Origin of the sequence: Bacteroides sp. MSK.18.37, assembly GCF_019129155.2 — a bacterium.
GTDB lineage: Bacteria > Bacteroidota > Bacteroidia > Bacteroidales > Bacteroidaceae > Bacteroides > Bacteroides ovatus.
Genome location: NZ_JAHOIB020000001.1, coordinates 443,797 through 463,620, shown reverse-complemented (window position 1 = coordinate 463,620; position 19,824 = coordinate 443,797). Strand labels below are relative to the sequence as shown.

The 19,824-nt window shown below is 41.3% G+C and carries 22 protein-coding genes; all 22 read right to left on the bottom strand.

Translation table 11 applies throughout. The features are described from left to right. Window positions 1-3: 3 nt before the first annotated feature. Window positions 4-1,164, bottom strand: coding sequence for a DUF2569 family protein (locus KSX81_RS01915; protein WP_007850464.1), 1,161 nt, complete (start codon window positions 1,162-1,164; stop codon window positions 4-6). A gap of 8 nt (window positions 1,165-1,172) precedes the next feature. Further along, window positions 1,173-2,648, bottom strand: a complete 1,476-nt coding sequence (locus KSX81_RS01910; protein WP_007850463.1) for a helix-hairpin-helix domain-containing protein — start codon at window positions 2,646-2,648, stop codon at window positions 1,173-1,175. 12 nt (window positions 2,649-2,660) lie between these two features. After that, window positions 2,661-4,211, bottom strand: a complete 1,551-nt coding sequence (locus KSX81_RS01905) for a PP2C family serine/threonine-protein phosphatase (RefSeq protein WP_007850462.1) — start codon at window positions 4,209-4,211, stop codon at window positions 2,661-2,663. Between the two features lie 4 nt (window positions 4,212-4,215). After that, window positions 4,216-5,268 (bottom strand): TerY-C metal binding domain-containing protein, encoded by a 1,053-nt coding sequence (locus KSX81_RS01900; RefSeq protein ID WP_007850461.1) that lies wholly within the window; start codon window positions 5,266-5,268, stop codon window positions 4,216-4,218. 50 nt (window positions 5,269-5,318) lie between these two features. Then, window positions 5,319-5,978, bottom strand: a complete 660-nt coding sequence (locus KSX81_RS01895; protein WP_007850460.1) for an AIM24 family protein — start codon at window positions 5,976-5,978, stop codon at window positions 5,319-5,321. A gap of 7 nt (window positions 5,979-5,985) precedes the next feature. Further along, complete coding sequence (locus tag KSX81_RS01890) at window positions 5,986-6,621, bottom strand: vWA domain-containing protein (protein ID WP_007850454.1); 636 nt, start codon at window positions 6,619-6,621, stop codon at window positions 5,986-5,988. Window positions 6,622-6,738: 117 nt separating this feature from the next. After that, window positions 6,739-7,116 carry a hypothetical protein gene (locus KSX81_RS01885; protein WP_007850452.1) on the bottom strand — a complete coding sequence of 126 codons (378 nt, stop codon included), beginning with the start codon at window positions 7,114-7,116 and terminating at the stop codon, window positions 6,739-6,741. 15 nt (window positions 7,117-7,131) lie between these two features. Beyond that, window positions 7,132-7,770 carry a vWA domain-containing protein gene (locus KSX81_RS01880; RefSeq protein WP_007850451.1) on the bottom strand — a complete coding sequence of 213 codons (639 nt, stop codon included), beginning with the start codon at window positions 7,768-7,770 and terminating at the stop codon, window positions 7,132-7,134. Continuing rightward, a complete protein-coding gene (locus KSX81_RS01875) occupies window positions 7,767-8,378 on the bottom strand; it encodes a TerD family protein (RefSeq protein ID WP_007850449.1) in 612 nt (203 codons plus the stop codon). Before KSX81_RS01875 ends, KSX81_RS01880 begins: the two co-directional genes overlap by 4 nt. A 5-nt stretch (window positions 8,379-8,383) precedes the next feature. Next, window positions 8,384-9,049, bottom strand: a complete 666-nt coding sequence (locus KSX81_RS01870; protein ID WP_007850447.1) for a TerD family protein — start codon at window positions 9,047-9,049, stop codon at window positions 8,384-8,386. A 6-nt stretch (window positions 9,050-9,055) separates the two neighbouring features. Continuing rightward, window positions 9,056-9,607 (bottom strand): TerD family protein, encoded by a 552-nt coding sequence (locus KSX81_RS01865; RefSeq protein ID WP_007850444.1) that lies wholly within the window; start codon window positions 9,605-9,607, stop codon window positions 9,056-9,058. A gap of 74 nt (window positions 9,608-9,681) precedes the next feature. Continuing rightward, complete coding sequence (locus tag KSX81_RS01860; RefSeq protein ID WP_007850441.1) at window positions 9,682-10,239, bottom strand: TerD family protein; 558 nt, start codon at window positions 10,237-10,239, stop codon at window positions 9,682-9,684. Between the two features lie 343 nt (window positions 10,240-10,582). Further along, window positions 10,583-11,806 carry a tyrosine-type recombinase/integrase gene (locus tag KSX81_RS01855; RefSeq protein WP_007850435.1) on the bottom strand — a complete coding sequence of 408 codons (1,224 nt, stop codon included), beginning with the start codon at window positions 11,804-11,806 and terminating at the stop codon, window positions 10,583-10,585. 12 nt (window positions 11,807-11,818) lie between these two features. Then, window positions 11,819-13,999 carry a type IV secretory system conjugative DNA transfer family protein gene (locus tag KSX81_RS01850; RefSeq protein WP_007850433.1) on the bottom strand — a complete coding sequence of 727 codons (2,181 nt, stop codon included), beginning with the start codon at window positions 13,997-13,999 and terminating at the stop codon, window positions 11,819-11,821. 36 nt (window positions 14,000-14,035) lie between these two features. Then, window positions 14,036-14,707: a hypothetical protein gene (locus KSX81_RS01845; RefSeq protein WP_007850432.1), complete on the bottom strand. Its 672-nt coding sequence runs from the start codon at window positions 14,705-14,707 to the stop codon at window positions 14,036-14,038. A 7-nt stretch (window positions 14,708-14,714) separates the two neighbouring features. Continuing rightward, on the bottom strand, window positions 14,715-15,221 hold the full coding sequence (locus KSX81_RS01840) for a hypothetical protein (RefSeq protein WP_085959361.1): 507 nt from the start codon (window positions 15,219-15,221) through the stop codon (window positions 14,715-14,717). 2 nt (window positions 15,222-15,223) lie between these two features. Beyond that, on the bottom strand, window positions 15,224-16,069 hold the full coding sequence (gene traN, locus KSX81_RS01835) for a conjugative transposon protein TraN (protein WP_007850428.1): 846 nt from the start codon (window positions 16,067-16,069) through the stop codon (window positions 15,224-15,226). A 35-nt stretch (window positions 16,070-16,104) separates the two neighbouring features. Continuing rightward, the gene (gene traM, locus KSX81_RS01830; protein WP_007850426.1) at window positions 16,105-17,247 is read right to left on the bottom strand and encodes a conjugative transposon protein TraM; all 1,143 of its coding nucleotides are present in this window, start codon (window positions 17,245-17,247) and stop codon (window positions 16,105-16,107) included. After that, complete coding sequence (locus tag KSX81_RS01825; protein WP_007850421.1) at window positions 17,244-17,609, bottom strand: hypothetical protein; 366 nt, start codon at window positions 17,607-17,609, stop codon at window positions 17,244-17,246. The genes traM and KSX81_RS01825 overlap by 4 nt, the downstream gene beginning before the upstream one ends. A gap of 11 nt (window positions 17,610-17,620) precedes the next feature. After that, the gene (traK, locus tag KSX81_RS01820) at window positions 17,621-18,235 is read right to left on the bottom strand and encodes a conjugative transposon protein TraK (protein WP_007850420.1); all 615 of its coding nucleotides are present in this window, start codon (window positions 18,233-18,235) and stop codon (window positions 17,621-17,623) included. Window positions 18,236-18,238: 3 nt separating this feature from the next. Continuing rightward, the gene (locus tag KSX81_RS01815; protein WP_007850417.1) at window positions 18,239-18,634 is read right to left on the bottom strand and encodes a hypothetical protein; all 396 of its coding nucleotides are present in this window, start codon (window positions 18,632-18,634) and stop codon (window positions 18,239-18,241) included. Window positions 18,635-18,664: 30 nt separating this feature from the next. Next, window positions 18,665-19,798, bottom strand: a complete 1,134-nt coding sequence (locus KSX81_RS01810; protein WP_007850414.1) for a hypothetical protein — start codon at window positions 19,796-19,798, stop codon at window positions 18,665-18,667. Window positions 19,799-19,824 lie beyond the last annotated feature (26 nt).

The window sequence follows — 19,824 nt, the reverse complement described above, 5'->3', positions numbered from 1 at the left end:
ATCTCAAAAACGAATAGTTCTGATAAAGTCGATAATATCTAGCGTTTCATCCTGTATTTGTATGGAATGAATGACACAAACTTTACCTGTTTTAGGACTAAACAACAAAATGAAATGCCATATAATAGGCGTTTCTGTATCGTATTTCACTGATTTTATGAAGTATGGATTACCATTAATTTCTCTTTTTTCGTTTGTGATTTCCTTATACGAATAATCCTTTAAATCATCATCCTTCCAGCCATTCCAATAAGTATTGAAATTCTGTACAGAAACGTCTGAATCATAGTCGCTAACAATGCGTAAATAGCTATATTCTGATTCTAAATCAAAAACAGTGATTTTTGGATCGTCTAATTCTTGCTTTTCGCAAGTAAAACCGTCTGGTTTAGTGAATATTATACGACCATCTGTATATTCATTGTAATCAAGATCCGTGGTTGATATAAAGTTTTGTTCCTGCTCTTCTCTTTGAGAAAATATATTTCCAACACCTATGGCAAGGCATAATATTGGAATAATGATAAATGCCGTCATCAAATAATAATCCCGGCTAAAGACCTTACGGTATGACTTGGGTATTATATCTTTTACCTGTTCAGAATAAGTCAGATATGAGAACCAGATAACACCCCAAACAAGACTTCTGACAATACGTGGCAAACTACCGAGTCCCGTTTCTTCAAACTCTCCGCTTATTAATGCTAATATATTAGTTATAAATGTTACCACAACATACATCTTCGCTAAGAATACCGCATTGGGTTTCCTCTTGCAAAAGGAATATATTGTGTAACAGGCTAAAATGAGCAACATTACTCCTAAAACCACATCTGATATGGCCAGAAAATGGTTTCCATCGTATTCTGCAATGTTATATGTGAAAATAGGGTAAAGCGCACTTATTAATCCGCCAAGTCCTATCGAGAACAAGAAGAAAGTAAGCCAGCCATGAATACTATAGTTGGGGTCTGGATATTCTATGGTAGCAGATGTCTCTTGATTTTGCTGTATAACGTTACTATCATCTGGAGTTTCATTCTTCTCAGATTTCTCCAGATTTATACGTTTAGCATATTGCTCACATGATAAACCGTTAAATTCTATATTCTCTTGACAATCGGTGTTATTCCTCTTGCATTGTTCACATTGTTCTTTTATCATAGTGACAATTAATTATTAACCAGTTGAACAATAATCAGCCGTCCGCCATCCTCTGTAGACAAGAGAATTTTTTTGCCTTCGGTTAATTCTACATATTGACCAATTTCTATTTTCTTATCTAAGTCTTTATCGTACAGACTATCCAAACGACGATTAATAAGAATCCATTTGCCATTGAAAAAATGGAAATCACCAACAGGCTTTTTATCTTCATCGCTTGTCTTTTCATTTGGAGTAACAAAACGGTTTACATGCCATTTGTATAATGTCTGTTTGTTATAGACCATAAGACGATAATTTTCAGGCTTGAATACTCCTTTTTTAGGGGAATAATACAAGTTCAGCACAGGCAGTTGACCATGATATTCCTGCCCACAAAATGGACATCTCGGTTTTGTAGAGTTATCGAACACAAACCATTTTGCTTCACAATTAGGGTTTTGACAAGGCTGCATTAAATCAGTTGTCTTAATCAATGCCTGTTCCCATTCATCAGCAGTAGGTCGTAAAGTAGGATTGTGCAGACCATCTATAAAAGCTCTATTAAACAGTTCTTTCATATATGGGCCACATATGCTATATGGAAGTTTGGTGACATCACCTTGGGGTAGTTCACTTTTTGATAACTGATCGACTTTAGGACGATTACTCTTGTCTGACGGATGTTCAATGAACAATGCCTTGGAACCCATAGACAATTCTTCGTCTTTAGCAGCATCCAGATCATTTACCTTACCTCCTCTAAGCGGGTGACGGTATAGCAAATACATGTATATGAGTACAGCTAAAGCATGTCTGTCCGTTTGAATACTTGGTAGTTTTTTATTTGGGTCTCCAATTTTCAAACTTCTTGTTTCAAGCACTTCCGGTGCGATGAAATCAGGTGTACCAACAACATCTGGTGGATATTTACCAGGGACCACTAATCCATCAATATCAATGATTGAGGCTTTACCTGTCACTGGGTCAACAAGTACATTTTTATACGACAAATCTGAATGCGCCAAACCAGCGGCATGTAATCTCTTTACGGCACGAGCTATTTGAATACACATATGATAATGTGTAAGCCAAGTTCCTTTTTCTTCTGCTGGAAGAAAACGATTTCTCAATTTAGCAGAAGCGAACCATTTTCCTTCTTTTTCTTTTCCTTTGAAATTCCCAGAGCCGAAGAAAAAGTGTTTATGATAAGTAGGGCATACGATTCCTATTTTGCCATTCCATTCAACCATTTTTGTTGGCCAGCAAAAGAGATTCTTCCAATACTCACCTCCAACTTGATTGAATATTCTCTCCCGGTATGTTCCTGTTATATTTGTTAGCCGGTCTTTAGAATTTGCATCTTGCGGTTCTCTAAAAAATCCAACAACGTAGCTCTTGTCCGGGCTGAAATACACATCTTTCATGGCTCCAGACCCAATAACATCATCTATAAATTCGACTTTCGTACCATCGGTCGCTGTCAATGTAATAGTCTTGCTCATATCTTCCCTTTTTTAATATAGAATAGCTATGGTTCTATCATCATGATTCCCCGGCGACCAGAAATCCAACCATTTCAATAATTGATATTGAGACTCTGTATTATCATCAGTTAAATCAACCTCTGAGTTAATATTGACCCACAATTCATTCCATTTTTCTACTTTGTTAAGATTGGCATCTGTTTCAAAGAATGGATCTGAAATACCATCTGTCATCAATAATAGAGCAGAAAAATCCTCCTCGATAGAATACTTCAATCGAGACATAATTGATTCCGGAGTGAAAATTTCTTTCATTGTCAGGAAGCGTGTCTGACCTGCATATTCGCCTCCGTCAGGAGTTCCCAATAATTTAATATATTGGCGTTCCTTGTCGTAAATGCACATAGCCCCATCACCAACCCAAAAAGAAGCAACAAACCAGCCGAAATCAAACTTCTTACAGATGGCAAGTAATAGCGTTGTTGAATAATCACGTGGTTGATCTTCGTTAGCACTGGCGGTTTCAAGTATGGCTCTGTGTGCTTTATGGGCTGCACCTCCTACTATGTTGTAAATGAGTGTGCTGATAGCTCTGTTTGATTGACCTTCTGTTGTGCTATTTAATGCAATGATCTCTTTTTCCAATTCAATAGGATTCTCCAATGCCGTTTTGCAGAACTCAACACAGGTTTCACAAGCCACCGCAGAGCCTTTCCGTGAATATTTAGCAGAACCGGCACCGTCTGCAACAGCTATAATGTACCAGCCATTACTATCATTATGATAGATATTAAAGTCATCATCACGTGCTTTCCCTTCATGGGCGTGTGAACGTCCACGTTTACTTGCTGCAACTATATCCTTTTGAGGACCTTTTTCATTTTCCACGACTGTTATGTATTCGTGTGAATAGTCCTCCTTGAAAAATTTGATGTTCTTGTCTGTCGGAATGTCTTTCCAAAGCGAGCGTGGGTCTGGATTTACTGCGACTTTGAATTTTCGTTCCAAAATACTATATCCTTCGCTCCAGTTCTGATATTTATATTTTAGGGTAATCTCATAATCACCAGCTTTCGTCGGGATTCCTTTAACCACGATTCCACGCTCTTTAGTACCAACAATTCTTGTGTCGGAAAGTACTTGCGCATCTGTTTTTTCTACTTCTGCTACTTCATTGAGGTTTGTAGAATCGGTGACTTCGATTGGTACATTGTCTTCATTAGACGGCATAGCTGATTCAGAAGCACAATCATTTGGAATCGTCTTTTCTTCTGCCGGATTCAAGATGATTTCCAATTCTGCTTGCAAGCCGGTATCTTCTAATCCTTCCAACCAGTATTCACAGACATCAGGATCATCTATTTTTATCAGTTGAGAGTATTCCTCTCTGACCTTAGCATTGGGTAACGTCAAATTTAAGGCATCAATCCGATTTTTTATAACCAATTCTCTATCCATATAGTACTCGTTGTATTCGTTATATATTTTTTCCAGAAAGAATTTTTGTATGTCAGAACGCTTTTCTGAAGATACTCCTTGAGGAAAGTACGTCTCAATTAATTGATCAATTATACTAGTCATATTATTATCCTCTTGCTCTGTTTACATTCATACCCTCAGCTTTCCCTTCTCCCAATGTACCTTCTAACCCACACCAAGGACATTTGTTGTATTCAGCATCACCGACGCAAAATATATTACCGCATTCACAGACTACAAATCCAAATTGATTTCCGCAGCATGGGCAGGTAGGTGCTCCAAGTAGTTCTATTGTGTTGATATTTCTTTTTGTATGCGATTTATCAGCCAGTATATTGTATGACTCTTCCTCTACAGGGAATGCCCCGACTAATTTAAAATCTGTGACGTTAAAATGCTCCAATCCTTCTACATCCAATGGTCTGATTCTTTTTGCGTATTTGATTAGGTAAGGACGTTTGGTTGTTTGGCACTTTCCCATGACAACAGCAAAATTTTCATCAATGCGACATGGTTTATTTGTATCAATCTTCTCCAGATTAATACCATCTATTGGAGCCAATTTTAGTTCATCATTAGCTGTTTCAGAAACAGATACACTTGATGTTTTGATAGATGCGGTTATCCATTTAAAGAAAGCAGTAAATGAATTTGCATCTGTGTCCTTCAATCTTAAAACATTGTCTGTAATGCTACCAAGCATTTTGGTATCAACATTATCTCCAATGGAAATAGCTATTAAGTTACAGCCTTTTCTGTATTTGGTGTTCCAACGTTGAATGGCTCTGTCTGGGTTATCGGTAGGGGTACCATCAGTGAATAGAAAGACTATCGGTTTCCAATCGCCTTTTGCCTCCAATGTTGTTTTTTGAACATCACGATCTATACTATCCATAAGATGATTCAACCCGACTCCCAATGATGTACCTCCGCCTATTGGGAACTTAGGTGGATAAAATTTGAACAACTCTGTCAATTCCGAAATTGTTTTTGCTTTTCCTGCAAAAGCAATTATGGATACATATACAGTTTCCAAAGCGTATGGGTCAAAGCGTAGCTCTTGTATGATTGTCCGTATGCCGTTTTGAACCTCTTCTATTGGTTCGCCTACCATTGATTCCGATACATCAATGAGGAAGTATATAGGTAATCGTCTCATATAATTAGTATTTTCTGATATTAATGCCTTTCTTAATCTATATGTGGGTATTACCTCGTTGTTGTTTGAGGTATGATACTACCAGGACTTAAGTGTACTTTACCGGGGCCTGTTATGCGAAGCATACTAAGTCCTTCACCCCCGAATACATTTTTTAGTGACCAAGCTGAAGAAAGTTGATGCTCTGAAATTCCTTGCATGGCAATAATGTGATCTTCATCAACTTCAATAGTTTCTCCTGCGCATAACTCCTTTGTTATAGGTTGTCCCTTGCAGTCCAGAAACACAGTCGATGTTCCTGATATTTTCTGTAAAAGTCCACCCATACCGCCAACTATACCTGCAATTGAAATTTTGGCAGATACTTGAACTAAGTTGTTGGAAGCCACATACACACCTCTATTACAAATCAGGGATTCGTTTTGTATCTTAACTGGATGCAGCCCAAAACTTCCACCGAAAGCGACTTTACGAGGTTTATTGCACTTATTAACGTAACGGACGAGGAAGATAGATTCTCCTGTAAGTTTTGCACCTAATAAATTGCCAATAGTACCAAGAGTTCCATTTCCGCCGCCATTCAGCACAACATCCTTCTCTATACCTTGTTCTAAGTATATAAGAGTGCCTTTTTGTGCATAAAATTCTTCGCCGTACATAAGCTCGGCTTCTATATGCTGTATGAAATTTCCAACTAACTTTACATTCATATTGCTGTTAGATTACGACGTTAACTTCTTCCGGTGGAGGAGGTAAGATTAAATCATCGGTAGCTCCGACACTTTTGTTGCCAACCTCAATTAAATCAGAAACCCATTTGAAAAAGGTCTTGAAGCTGGAACTATCCATTGTGTCTAAGGAATACACTTGATCCGTCAATAGTTTTAACGGTTCAATCTTTGCTTTCATTCCTGCTGCACAAGCTATGATGCTTGCAAATTTCTTTTTCTTGACCTCAGGTACAACCTTGTTATATACCATTATGTCGGATGGATGTCCGTCTGTCATAATGAACAATAATGGCATCCAGTCTCCCTTTCTCTCGGTAGTACTTAATGTTACTTCCTGTTCAACCTGATGACAAAGTTGTTCCAAGGCGGCACCAGTATGAGTCGGACCAGAATCCGGAGTTGTTATATTGGGTAACTGTAAGTCTTCCAAAGGTGTTAATGGCAGAATAACCTTAACATCTCTATCGTATGTTATAATACTAATGTTTACAGTTTCCAATGCGTATGGATCTTGACGCAATGTTGCAATCATAGATTCAATGCCAACTTTTACCGATTCAATAGGTTCTCCTTTCATTGAACCAGATGTATCTATAAGTAAGTATACAGGTAGTCGTCTCATTTTATCTAATCATTACTATTTCTTTTTATGCTGATATTGAATATTACAGAATGGGTATTTCAATAGTAAAGCGATATGCTTCACAACTGAAATACCCCATTATTATGTGAAACCGTATTACAATAGTTCCTCTAATTTAGCAGGGAAGTTTTTAGCCTGAGACTTCAGTTGCAAAAGCAATTCTCTTTCGAGAATGTCAATTTGCCCATCACCTTTGATTTTATTATACAACCAATCGGCTTCTTCGTCATCTATTTCCCCTGGAGAAAGTTTATCCTCCAATAAATAAGAAACGATTGCTCGGATAAACAATTTGTTCCATGAACAGTCATTGTCTTTGCCGGAAACAGCGTCATTAAGTTCAAAAAGGAAATCAGCTTCTTCTGAATCTATTTTCCCGTCAGTAAAAAGCAACTGTTCCAATTCTTTAACTTCATTGGCATCAATGATACCATCGGCCAAAAGTTCTGCTTTATATTCCTGTAAAGTTTTCATTTTTATCTGTTTGAGTTATACAACAATATTAACTTCTGGAGGTGGAGGTGGAAGTTCACTCAGACCACCAACTTCCTGACAAGTTTCTTCGACTTTCATACTGCCTGCACTTACTGAAGCAGAAACCCATTTGAAAAACGATTTGATTGTAGCACTATCTGCTGTATCTAGTTGCACTACACACTCTGTTATCTTTTTCAAGGTGTCTGTATTCGCACCTTGACCAGCTGCGCAGGCTACAACCATTCCAAATTTGCGTTTTTTGAATTCAGCCAGCCCTTTGTTCAAATCATCTGTTGGCTCTCCATCAGTCATAATAAAAACCAATGGTTTCCAGTCACCTTTTACTTCTGCTGTTGTTTTGGTAACTTCACTGTCAACTTTTGATGCAAGCAATGACAGTGCTTCACCCAAAGCTGTACAACCACCAGCATCGATGTTGGGTTGTTGGAAAGAAGATAGTTCTGTCAAAGGGGTTACTTGCTGCGCACTACTGTTGAATGTAATAATGCTCAAGTATGCAGTTTCCAGAGCGTATGGGTCTTGTCTCAATGTTGATACGAGTACCTGTACGCCATTTTTGACTGCTTCAATTGGTTCGCCATACATCGAACCAGAAGTATCTAACAAGAGATAAACGGGTAATCTTCTCATAAATATCGTTGTTTAACAGTTTGTAATGTACTTTCAAAATCTCTGTCCTTGGTAGGTTCTCCAATGGCATTGAACTTCCATTCTCCATTCCTCTTGTAGAAAACTCCCATTACCATTGAGACATTCCCGGCAAAAGTCGGGTCGTTTGCAATATCATAAGTTGCAAAGATTTCTTTTACTTTAGTTGGAGTACCTTCATAGATTCTAATTGAAGCAAAAGGTATCGTCTTAAAGTCATGTCCTCTAAAACTGTTTAGCACAAAAGCTATTTTTTCTGTTTTAGGATTCAATTGATTAAGATTCACTGTGATTACTTCATTATCCAATCCATCATCACCATCTGTATCTCCAGTCAAATCGTCTCCGCTATGTTTGATGGCACCATCGTTTGATTTCAGATGTCTGAACCAAACTTTGTCAATAACATTTCCATTTGCATCGAATTGAGCGCAACTTGCATCCAAATCAACGGCTTCGGTCGTAGTAAATCCAAGCCAATTTTTTTTCTTGATAGCACCCCAATTGACACCTACGCAAATGTTCTCCAATTTAGAACCATTACTTTTTTCAAGGTTGATTCTTTGTCCTTTCTCTAATCGTATTGCCATAAGTGTTATTTTTTTACGTAATCTTTAATAATGCGATGAATGGTAAATCCTAAGAATTTATCATCATAGGCATCACCGATAGCAGCAAATTTCCACTCGCCATTACGCTTGTACAATTTGCCCATTATCAATGCAGTTTTGCCTTGATATTTTGATTCGGCAGCGACATCATACTGCGCAAATACTTCCTTTACTCTTGTAGGAGTTCCCTCATACATTCTAATTGCAGCATAAGGAATTTGAGAAAAATCTTCTTGACCGCAATTATTCAAAAAGAAGTATATCTGATGTATAGATGGATTTAATCTATTCAAATCGACAGTTATGATTTCGTTGTCAAGTCCATCGTCTCCACCCTTGTCACCTTCCAAATCATCTCCGGAATGATGCAATGCTCTATCTAAAGAATCTACCTTTCCAGGAGGAAGGCCAAATTTTGAAAGCAAATCTGGTTTATATAGTGGAGAATAAATGTGATCACAGATTTCTCCTTGTTCATTGAACATTACGCAACTCAAGTCCAAATCAACATCTATAGTTTCTTTGCTTAGACCAAAAAATGTCTTTTTCTCGATTGCACCCCAGTTGCACCCTACACAAAATGAGGTCAATTTAGAGCCATTATTCTTTTCAAGATTAATGCGCTGTCCTTTCTCTAATCGTATAGCCATGATATTTTATTGGTATTTATTAAGGTATTCTTGTAAGCCACCTTTTTGTCCCATACCGATAGCTTCAAACTTCCACTGGCCGTTTCTTTTATAGATACGACCAAATTCAACGGCTGTCTCAACAGAAAAATCCTCTTCAAGCTCATATTTTAAGATTTCTTCCTGTGTATCTGTATTGAAAATACGGATGAAAGAATTGTGGACTTGACCGAAGTTTTGTTTACGTTCAGCTGCTTTGTGGATTGTAACTACAATTACAATTTCTGACGCTTTCGGTGTAATAGATGTTAAATCTATTTTGATACTTTCATCATCGCCATCTCCTTCGCCTGTGAGATTATCTCCAGTGTGTTCAACTGCGCCATCTGGAGATACGAGCTGATTATAGAAGACAAAATAGTCATCAGAAATTAATTTCTTATCCTCTCCAAGAATGAATACTGATGCGTCCAAATCGAAATCTTCGCCAGTACTTGATGAGTTGGTATCCCAACCCAAACCGATTGTGAATTTGGGCAAATCTACATTTACTCGTTGTCCTTTTTCAAGATTGATCATATTATATCGTTTTTTGTGTCATTGATGAATTTATTGTCAAAGGCATTGAAACTTTATTTTGTTTACAAACCGCATTAGTAGGCATATTTATCTACAAAGTATTGCAGTCCACCTTTATAGCCAATACCCATTGCTTCAAATTTCCACTCAGAACCACGTTTATATAAACGACCAAATTCTACTGCTGTTTCAATAGAGAAATCCTCATCTAAGTCGTAACGGGCAATATCTTCATTAGTTACTGCATTGTAAATTCGGATATATGAATTATGTACCTGTCCAAAGTTTTGTTTTCTTGCAATTGCTTCATGGATTGTTACTGTGAAGATTATTTCCTCAATACGTGGATCAACTTTGGTCAAATCTACGGTTAGAGTTTCGTCATCACCACCATCACTATTACCTCCCGTCAAATCATCGCCTGAAGATTCGACAGCTCCATCTGGTGATTTTTGATTATTATAGAAAACAAAAAACTCGTCTTGTGGAAGTTTTTTATTACTACCTAACATAAATGCTGAAGCATCTAAATCAAAATCAAATCCAGTACTCTCATTAGGATCCCATCCTAAACCAACACCGACTTTTGACAAGCCAATTTCAATGCGCTGTCCTTTTTGCAGGTTAATCATAATGCTCTAATTTATTTAATATTGATGTTTGAAACTATATTTCTGTATGTACTCTTACATAGAGTTAGTACGCATTCTCATATCACTGAATCCGTGGCATTTAAATAATATGTTTGAAGTATTTCGTCAAACATTTACCTTTTGTGATGAAACTTTTGAAAAGAAAAGCATATTATCTGCAAATAAATTTGTAACTTTGCAAATGGTTGATGTACTCTATGTAAGAGTGAGAACTTTTATCAAACAACCACATTTTACCACGAGATATTACGATACAAGTAGTTAGCATTCAATATTTTCCATATTGGATACAGTTGAAATCTACTACAACTAAATTGTTATATTATTTGTTTTTCTCCAAAAGATTCAAAATCTTATTATTAGCATTATCAATGACATTAGTCTGAATAGATGCAAGATAGATGCGTGTCGTCTCCTCATTATCATGTCCCATACCAAGACTGATGGCCTGCATAGGCACATTTTTCGATTGGGCTATACTTGCCCAAGAATGCCGGGCCACGTACATGGTTAGTGGAATAGGAATTTTCGCAAGTTCTGCAATCTTCTTTAAATACCTGTTGATTAGCATCATTTTATTCAAATACTGCTTACGTTCAGTTCCATCTTCTTTTGTGATAATAGGGAAAAGAAAAGGATTATTTGAATCAAGATGCTTATTGGCTATCGCTTCCATTTGTTTTTCCCATTTTACAACTAACTGTTGCCCTGTTTTTCGACGATTATACACGACAAATCCATTTGAAAGGTTCTTCTTTTTCAGGTATGCAATATCAATGAATGACATTCCGCGCATATAGAAAGAAAACAGAAACATATCCCTTGCAAAATCAAGGGTAGGGGTACTGCTCAAATCCAAATCTTTAATCTTTTTTATTTCTTTCAAACTAATAGCACGTTTTGAAGTCTTGTCTACTCCGGTATAAACCCGTTTGAAAGGATTGGTCTGTTCTGTAAGTCCATCATCTACCGCACGATTATAGACACTGCGGAAAACCCTTAAATAGAAAGAGGTCGTATTTCGGCATAAACCGAATATGCGCATATGACTTTCATATTGACAAATCAAAGCCTCGTCAATTATGTCAAAAAACAAATCTTCTCCATTCCTAAACTTCATAAAGCTAAGAAGCATCTGCTTGTATGTCTCACTTGTCCGTTCTTTTCCTGTACTTTTTAATTTCTCTATTTGAATTTTGAGATATTCAAAAACTGTCGTTTTATTAGAAGATTGGGCATTATATTCTCGTATGATTTCATCTACCGAAAAACATCTTCCTTTATTCTTAAATTGCTCAATGATTTTATTCAATCTGTTTTTCTCCCATGCAATTTTCTCTCGAACAGATTTGATAGCTTTCAGTCGGTTCGGAGCAATAAGCGATTGCATGACAATATCACAACGATGTTCATCCCACTCGGATTCATATATCCTATAAGATGTTCCTATTTGTTTTACCACTCTTTCGTGGATAACTTGAAAATACAAAGTGCCCTCTTTCTCTGGGAGAGAGGACACTCTAAACTTTAATTTTATTGATGCCATGTGATTACATATTTATTTGACTTTATATTTCTGAATCTCTTGTATCATTTCTTTTACATCCTCTCCAACCTGTACGAAGTTCTTGTAAAGGATGCGTTCCCGTTCATCCCTTGATTTGAAGGTATAGAACTTAGGAAGCGGTACATAGCCGGCTTCTTCCTTTTTTATCTCCTTCATGTCGAAATCCGTCTTGCAGTAGAACTTGGAGGTCTTGAACTCCTCGCTTTCCTGAATGTTCATGCTTCCACCGCTTCCTGTTTTTGTCTGCACAAAGTCACGTGCAGTCTGACCGCATATCCAGCCGGTAGGCATATCGGAGATTTTGGATGCCGGAACAAGGCTATCCATATTCTCATTGAGGTTGATGGAGGTTTTGTCCCGGTCGATAGTTACACCCTTTTTGAGTTGTACTACCTTACCGAAGATGTCGGATGATAACCATTCCAAGGTCTCTTTGGAACGGGCAGAACCGCTGACCACATTGCCGACAGTGGTGATAATCTTCTGCATACCTACCTTTCCATAGTCCGCTTCGAGCTGCGGCAACTCCTGAAATCCCAACGCTACCGACACCTTGTTGCTTCGTGCCGTACCGATAAGGCGGTCAATCTTGTGGAAATACAGAGTAGGCAACTCATCCACGATGATGCTTACCGGGATATTCTTGCCCTGTCCGGTGTTTACTCTTGTAACAAGACGATTGAGGATAAGGGCGTTCAGCGCACCGATGATGCTCTCCATTTCCGGGTCATTGGCAATAAGCAGGTATGAGGGATTCTTGGGGTCAGAAACTTTCAAGTCGAAGTCATCACCGTCCTTGTGGAATATCCAATAACTCTCTTTGGTCGCCAAACGCGAGGTATAGACACGCAACGTACCGATCATACCTTCCAACTGTTCCATTGCCTTGTTCTTCAAGGCGGTCTGGAACGGACCGAGCAACGGCGTCACCTCGTTGTCGGTCTCCAACACCTCAAAGATGGTCTGATAGCTCTCGTTAAGGAACGAAAGGATATGAGGCATATCGGAATACTTTCCGAGCCAGTAGGCCGGCTCTACTTCCTCGCTTGCGGAATTGAATACTCGCCCGGTGGGTATCATCCTCTTGGTCTGTTTGTCCTGTACTTTTTCAGCCGTGAGCATATTACCGTCCTTGTCGAAGGGCTCTTTGCCCCAATTGCAGAAGAAATAGATACAGGCTGCCAGGAAGTTGACAGCGGAGGTCTGGAAGAACTGGTCGCTGCCACCGCCTCCTTCTTTCTTGCCTTTCTGCAAGGACTCAAGCAGGGTTTCTGCGGTTTCGGATGCGGCAGCTAGGTTGTTGATGTATTTCAGCTGGATAGGATTTACCCTGCGGCTGTATTCCACATCCACGAAGTTGATGATGTTGAATTTGCACCCCTTGGGCAGTTTTCCGAGCTTCTGGTTCTTCTTGTAATGATAGTACAATTTGGTAGCCAATGTCGGAAATTTGTAGTCGTAAACTACTAAGGCAAAGCCCTTTGCAGAGTGCTGCCGGATAAACGGTTCTATGATGGAAAAAGTCTTACCACTGCCCGGTGTACCGACCACCCAAGTGCCTCGGAAAGGGTTGTTGATGTTCACCCAGCCTTTACGGAACTTGCCCTTGTAATAATAGCGCATGGGGATATTGACCGAGTATTTGTTTTCCTGTAACTCCCGGCATTGCTCGAAACTTTCATTCTCAAAGTTGAAGCGGTCTTTGAGCAAACCCTCTTTGAGGAATTTGGAGATATTGTCAAGGGCGATGTGAACCAGTATCACGCCGACCACGGAGGCAATCATATAGAGCCAGATGTTCAGGCGCAAGGAATAAAGCCTTGTTTCCATCGGATAACCGTACAGCCATACGGAAAGCACAATCAGCCCTATACCTGCTATGATAGGATAGAGGACTTGCTTGCGGCCATTGAATTCCAGTTTCTTCTTGTTCCTCGTGCCTATACAGGTGATGCAGATAAGCAGGAACGTGGCAAGTTTGCTGTACGCAAGATTTCCGTCATTGTATATCACCCACCGTTTGATGCGTCCGTGTATGTCGCAGAGGATGCCTCCCCAATGGTCAAGCATGGCAGGGTCGATGGCATACTCGAAGAACTCCATTAGGATGGAGATATAGATGACCGAGCGGAATATCTTGTAAAAGCCTTGTAATTCTTTACTTTCTTCCATAGCTGTTATTCGCTAATTCCTTTAATAATCTGGTTTTCAATCTCTCAATGTGATGATTGCCCTTGATTTATGAGCCTGTATTTTGGGCGTATCGTGAATCGTTCCGCTTCCCATAGAATAGAGCCATGCTTTGGCGGTCTGTTGTTCATTGACCTCCGTACTTGTCCAGTACCAGCAATCATCGGCTTCAACGGAAATGGTGTCTCCACCGCACATCTTGATAATAGGATTGATTTGCTCCTTGGCATGATAAAGCAAGCGCATCTGTGCCACCGATGGGACATAGGCGGATTGGCCGTATCTCCACATATCAAAAACTTTCTCTGCCAGTGGCGAGGATGTTTCTCTCGCGTCCAATAGGGCGAAAGTGTTTTCAAATCCGTCCAGTGCGGTGATGTCGGCGGAGGTGTTTTGCTTTACGCCAATGCTGTCGGCAAAAGCCAATGGCTCCAAATCCCACAGATAGACGGCATAGCCGTTACCCTCGGTGTTCTCATCGTGATTGATATGGAACACCACGGCAATGGGCTTTTTTTCGGATTTCCTGAAGTCCGATACCGACAATACTTTTCCGTCCGTGCATAGGATATGACAGGGCTTCATTGCCGTGTCCGGAAAATCCCGGTGTTCGTCACAAGCCATGAATAAAGCGGTGATGGCCAACATCCCGACCAGTCTGCTTATTTTGTTGTATATCTTCTTTTTCATCTTTCCTTTAGTTTAATGGTAATTTTACACCTAAGACAATGCCTGTGCGGAACAGGTCTTCGCCTTTTATCATCAAATCGGTCTTGACCTGGCAGAACAACTGCCAGCCACCACGCAATACATAATTGTGCTCATATCCGAGGTGGATACCTCCCAAGAAACGATGGGTATCACTTCCTGCCGACGCACCGATACGGACATTGCCGTAATGATTGCGCCCACGTACCACACAAGGCTTGTAGGCGACACCGAACCCATAGCTGTGGTAATTCTTCCAGAATGATTCGGGACAGATATGCTTGCAGGAGGCGCATTCGGCCCACTTGATGTAAGCGTTGGCGAAAAACTCCCAAGCATGGTGGTATTTGCCCTCGTGCTCGTAGGAGAGGGTAAGATCCAGACCATTTTGGTATAGGCAACCTACACCTAAAGAAAGCCGGTCGCTGTTATTTTGTGCCTTGACGGTGATGGCAAATACAACGATTGCCACCGATACCGATACAATTCTTCTCATGCTCATTCCTCCTCTAACAATACGGCATTAAACGAATCGGCTGAAAGCACATCCTCATAGTCGATATTCAGACGTATGTTCCTGCCGCTTATCTGTTTCTCTGTCATCTCAATGGTAAGCACCTTGTCGTTTGGGAAGGTCATCTTCTTGACCACAATCACATTGCGATAGCCGTGACGGAATGATTTCGCCTGCTCAAGAACCAATGCCGGAGTCAATTCTATGATTTGGGCATTTGTCGCTTTGGAAACTTTCTTGTCAGCGAGTTTTACCCGGATCTCGTCAATGTCAAAACGGATGTTTGTCTTGTTCTCAATGGAGAAGTCAATAAAAAAGTAATCTCCGACCGCATAGATGTTGTTCAGTCTCATATTCATGCGGTGTTTCCTGTTGCTCACATTCCGGTACTTTGCAGGAGAGTTCCATATTCGTCTGGCGTATCGGCTCATGTCCGACACAGACATGCTGACTGTCGGATTGTTGTAGGCATTCCGTTCCTGGAACTCTATCTCCTTGTCCGTTACGGCTTCCTGCATTCTTGTGGTATAGAGCAGCGCGTATTGGGTACGGTAACGTTCCGTGACAATGGTGACGATGGCAAGCACTTCTCCGTCTTCATGCCCGGTCTCTTTGGGCTTCAGACGAATGGTGTTGTTTATAGGCTGGTCTCCAATCACCTTGTCCGTGGAAATATCCACGAAACGTATGGGTTCGGAAGCGGTGATGACGGTCGTCACCTGCTCGTTGACGGTCAGCTGCTCCAATTCCTCGTAGGTCTGCTGGGCGAAAGTCGGCAGAATCGAGAACACTGCCGCAATTCCGGTACAGATATTTTTGATGATTTTCATATTTCTGAATCTTTGAATGGATTATTTACTCTGTATTATTTTTTCTCCTGGCTGTTGATGATATAGACAAACGTGCCGTATTTCAGATTGACCTTGTTCTTCTTGATGTTCTTGCTGATGGCGTTGCTGGTCTTCTGGTAGGCATCCTGAATAGCCTGCATACCCCATTGTGTCAGACTGTTCCCGTTACCACCGGTGTTCATGCTCATATTGCTGTTGAACGCTCCGCTGGCCACATCCTTTGCGGTTTCCCGGAAGGAACTGGACGGCACATACAATCCCTCCAGTCCGTCGGTGTCGTAAAGGGAAAGGCTGACCTTGATGATTTCATCGTTCACAAGCACACTGCTGATAGTCCCTTTTACCCTTTGCGAGGAAAAACCGCTCATAATGGCATAGAGGTAGGACCCGTTCTTGACGACCGTCTCGTTTATCTCCACATCATCCAACAGACGAAGCCTTACACGGCTGCCTTCCACGGCTTTGACATTTTCGTCAATGATTGCCTTGATAAGGTTCGGTTCGTGTTCGTTGTGGGCAATGGTGTTGAAATAATCGGAAGGTACTTTGACCTTCTTGACCATTTCACCCGGCTTCTCGGTATCGGATGGTGCACTTACGGCACGACTGTCTTCCTCGATGGTTCCGCTGACGGCAACAGGGGTGTCGGCTTGCTCTTCAAGGCTGTCTTCCATAATCGGGGCAACCTGCTCCTGCGCTTTCAGCCTTGCTTCAGCAAGGGCACGTTCCAACTCCTTGAGGGCTTCCTGTTCTCTCGTTCCGGCTTCGGCTGCTTCTGCGGCCAACGCTTTCTGCTGTTCCAGTTCGCCCAAGAGGGCGACTTCGTCCTGGCTGTACTGTGACTCGTATTTTTCTTTGTCATCATCGGGTTCTTCTCGTTCTATATTGTCAACCGCCGTGTAATCGGCTATCTTTCCCCACGATTTTGCCATGTTCTCATATTTGCTTCCGATTCCGTCTCCGCCCTTAATCGTGGCATCGGGCAGGTCGGGGTTCAGGAACTCCGTTGTCTGGAGGCTTTTGTCGGGTATCTCCGCTTTCCCCGTATTGAACAGGTCGAAAATGAAATACGAGGCGGCCAGCAACGGTATGTACAGAATGGCAGGAAGCATATACTTCGGCTGCTTGAAATTGATTTTCTCAAATATATTCTTCATCGCTGTTCTGATTGTCGGGGTTCTACTATGGGTGTTACCAAATCCTTGTGCCGTTTCCTGAGCAGGCTGTCCTGTACTTCCGTGGCACTTCTCGTTTCCTGTCCGTGGTGGTAGGCTTTTGCCAAACGGTAGATGTTGAATGTGAATGTGCCGATGACAAAGCCGAATACCATGACCAAGAACAGGATCTTGTTCCTGTTGGCAAACTCCTGTATCTTTGCCGCCATTTTGTCTATGCGTGTCGCCTTGGCGAACTTGCGCCCTGCATTCACATCGCGTTCATACCGCTCTTTATATTGAGGATCGTTCTTGTCTGGTATTTTCTCGCCGACCAGCATCCTGCGGAATCCTTTGATGTTCATAACTGTACGTTTTAATAAGTTGTTTTCGTTTTCTGTTCGATGTCTTTATTGAGAAGGGTGCGCCAGTTCACGATCAACAACCCATGCGGATTGTTCTCTGTTCGGGGCACTCGTTTGAGCTGTCCTGCCGTCACTAATTCACGCATCAGGATATTGCTCCTGCGCTCGATACGCTGACGGCCATAGTAGGTGAACTCCATTTTCCCCTTGTCAAAGGCAATGCTGTCGCAATAGATTGAAAAGACGGCACTCGTTCCTAAGATGTTGGAGTAAAAGCCTTTCTCTTTGAGCGTATTGTACTGTGCCAATCCGGTCTCATCCACTAAATACATCGCCTTGTTCATTGTGTAATGGATATATTTGTCATCGGGTGGAAGCGTAAAGAAGAAGTGGTGGAACATCTCTACATGACTCTTGGCTTCCACATCGAGGGTTTCTTCCATGGTGGTGCGGTTGACCAGTATAGGCACGTTGCCGTCCAATACATATACTTTCTGTTGTGCATCTGCAACCATCGTCCTTGCCGTCCAGATACTGCCCATGCTGATGATGATGCAGCCGGCAAGGAAGAGCGAACAGATGATGCCGACCAGTTTGATTTTATTTTCCAGATTCTTGATAACCATACCTTACTGTCTTTGTATTCTTAAACTTTGGGTATATTCACTGTGGAGTATGAGCATAATCTCTTCATTAACCATCCTGACCAGATTTTCAAACTCACAAGCGAATACTTTGGTGTAGAATCCCAGTATATGGACTTGTACATACACCCACCAAATGCCTCGTTTGCGTTTCTTGGCATTCCTGCTGCATTTGGCCAGTTGCAAACAGTAGGTCAGGTATGTCGCCAAAGGAGCTGCATAACAGTCGTAATTCTCAAAGCCCTCTTCCAACTCTTCATGTTTAGGGTCAAGAAGATGGTTTTCTGGTACGTGTAAAATCTCGTCTTTCAAACGCTTGTTGGCAAAGGTCACAAACTTTTCGTCCTCCAGCCATTTGTCAAATTTCTTTTGTAATTCCATTTCTTTATTCTGTTTAATTGTTTGTTAATCTTATCTTGTCAATGTGCCGATTGCACCTGTCGCTGTCATCTTTGCCTGCTGCGCCACACCCTCACCGAAGTTTCGGGTTGAGAATGCGGTATCGCCCTCCGGTATCATCCAGGCGGCCAAGTCCGGAACAAGGTTCAGGCATTTCAATGCCACGATACTTGCTGCCATAAGGTAGCCTGCCGAGAAAAAGGAGTTTTGCAGGTAAGCTGCCATTGTCTGCTCACTTACCGTGATTGCCGTCAGGTTCTCTACCTGTATGCAAAGCACGATGTCGAAAAGCAACAGCACATAAAACCCGACGAAGTAGAGCATCGCACCATAAAAATGTACTGTCAGATACCTTGTCAGCCACTTTGCCCAGGCTCCTTCCCACTTGGGCAATAGCGAGAACGCCCACTGTATCGGACCGAATATCGTCAGCATTCCGAGCAGGATTTGCTGGCAGTAAATTGTTGCCCACCAACCGATTCTAAAAACAATTAAGGCTATGAGCATCACGATTTTATCTATTCCTACCATGATTCCCGATGTGAGAGAGGTGAACCATAGTTTGGCTGCATCTTTCTCCATATTGGTCACTTCGTCCACACCTGTCTGTTCCATGGTGGCTTCTATCAGGTTGGGGTCGGAAGTGCCACTGTGCGCCACATCTGCCTGTGCTTGCAGACTGGTGTACATCGTGTCTCTCGCAAAAATGAGTTGTTGCACCTCCTGGAATTTATCCTCAATATGTGTGGCTTCTGCCTGATACAGGTCGTGCGTATAAGAACCGATGCAGTTCGGGATATAGGACAGAAAGTCCAACACACACCAGTTGCTGCCGCTGTTTACCATGCCTGTGTCTGCCGGTGGGTACCACCAACAGAGAATGATGGAAATCGCCAACGGCTTGAACAGCTTCATAATATCCAGCGGCTCGTTCTTGACCATCATCTTATACGCCATGCCTGCCGCCATAATAATGGCGAACAGGGCTGCGAGTGCCATACACATCTGCAATATCCACCAAAACGGCCCCTGTGAACCTGTAAACGTGGCATCCGTCAGGAACTCGTTGGTCTGAAAAATCACGTCATCTATCTCTTCTTCAAGCAGATTGATGCCGAAGTCTGAAAGTATATCTCCGCTTGCCATTTGTCTGTTTGTTTATCATACTATTA

Coding starts and splice junctions, on each gene's coding strand:
- KSX81_RS01905 (WP_007850462.1), bottom strand. CDS start 4,211: ATGACTAGTATAATTGATCAATTAATTGAGACGTACTTTCCTCAAGGA.
- KSX81_RS01895 (WP_007850460.1), bottom strand. CDS start 5,978: ATGAATGTAAAGTTAGTTGGAAATTTCATACAGCATATAGAAGCCGAG.
- KSX81_RS01825 (WP_007850421.1), bottom strand. CDS start 17,609: ATGAACATCAAAGGATTCCGCAGGATGCTGGTCGGCGAGAAAATACCA.
- KSX81_RS01860 (WP_007850441.1), bottom strand. CDS start 10,239: ATGATTAACCTGCAAAAAGGACAGCGCATTGAAATTGGCTTGTCAAAA.
- KSX81_RS01880 (WP_007850451.1), bottom strand. CDS start 7,770: ATGAGAAGATTACCCGTTTATCTCTTGTTAGATACTTCTGGTTCGATG.
- KSX81_RS01840 (WP_085959361.1), bottom strand. CDS start 15,221: ATGAGAAGAATTGTATCGGTATCGGTGGCAATCGTTGTATTTGCCATC.
- KSX81_RS01850 (WP_007850433.1), bottom strand. CDS start 13,999: ATGGAAGAAAGTAAAGAATTACAAGGCTTTTACAAGATATTCCGCTCG.
- KSX81_RS01845 (WP_007850432.1), bottom strand. CDS start 14,707: ATGAAAAAGAAGATATACAACAAAATAAGCAGACTGGTCGGGATGTTG.
- KSX81_RS01915 (WP_007850464.1), bottom strand. CDS start 1,164: ATGATAAAAGAACAATGTGAACAATGCAAGAGGAATAACACCGATTGT.
- KSX81_RS01875 (WP_007850449.1), bottom strand. CDS start 8,378: ATGGCAATACGATTAGAGAAAGGACAAAGAATCAACCTTGAAAAAAGT.
- KSX81_RS01900 (WP_007850461.1), bottom strand. CDS start 5,268: ATGAGACGATTACCTATATACTTCCTCATTGATGTATCGGAATCAATG.
- KSX81_RS01870 (WP_007850447.1), bottom strand. CDS start 9,049: ATGGCTATACGATTAGAGAAAGGACAGCGCATTAATCTTGAAAAGAAT.
- KSX81_RS01890 (WP_007850454.1), bottom strand. CDS start 6,621: ATGAGACGACTACCTGTATACTTACTTATAGATACATCTGGTTCAATG.
- KSX81_RS01885 (WP_007850452.1), bottom strand. CDS start 7,116: ATGAAAACTTTACAGGAATATAAAGCAGAACTTTTGGCCGATGGTATC.
- KSX81_RS01855 (WP_007850435.1), bottom strand. CDS start 11,806: ATGGCATCAATAAAATTAAAGTTTAGAGTGTCCTCTCTCCCAGAGAAA.
- KSX81_RS01810 (WP_007850414.1), bottom strand. CDS start 19,798: ATGGCAAGCGGAGATATACTTTCAGACTTCGGCATCAATCTGCTTGAA.
- traN (WP_007850428.1), bottom strand. CDS start 16,069: ATGAAAATCATCAAAAATATCTGTACCGGAATTGCGGCAGTGTTCTCG.
- traK (WP_007850420.1), bottom strand. CDS start 18,235: ATGGTTATCAAGAATCTGGAAAATAAAATCAAACTGGTCGGCATCATC.
- KSX81_RS01865 (WP_007850444.1), bottom strand. CDS start 9,607: ATGATCAATCTTGAAAAAGGACAACGAGTAAATGTAGATTTGCCCAAA.
- traM (WP_007850426.1), bottom strand. CDS start 17,247: ATGAAGAATATATTTGAGAAAATCAATTTCAAGCAGCCGAAGTATATG.
- KSX81_RS01910 (WP_007850463.1), bottom strand. CDS start 2,648: ATGAGCAAGACTATTACATTGACAGCGACCGATGGTACGAAAGTCGAA.
- KSX81_RS01815 (WP_007850417.1), bottom strand. CDS start 18,634: ATGGAATTACAAAAGAAATTTGACAAATGGCTGGAGGACGAAAAGTTT.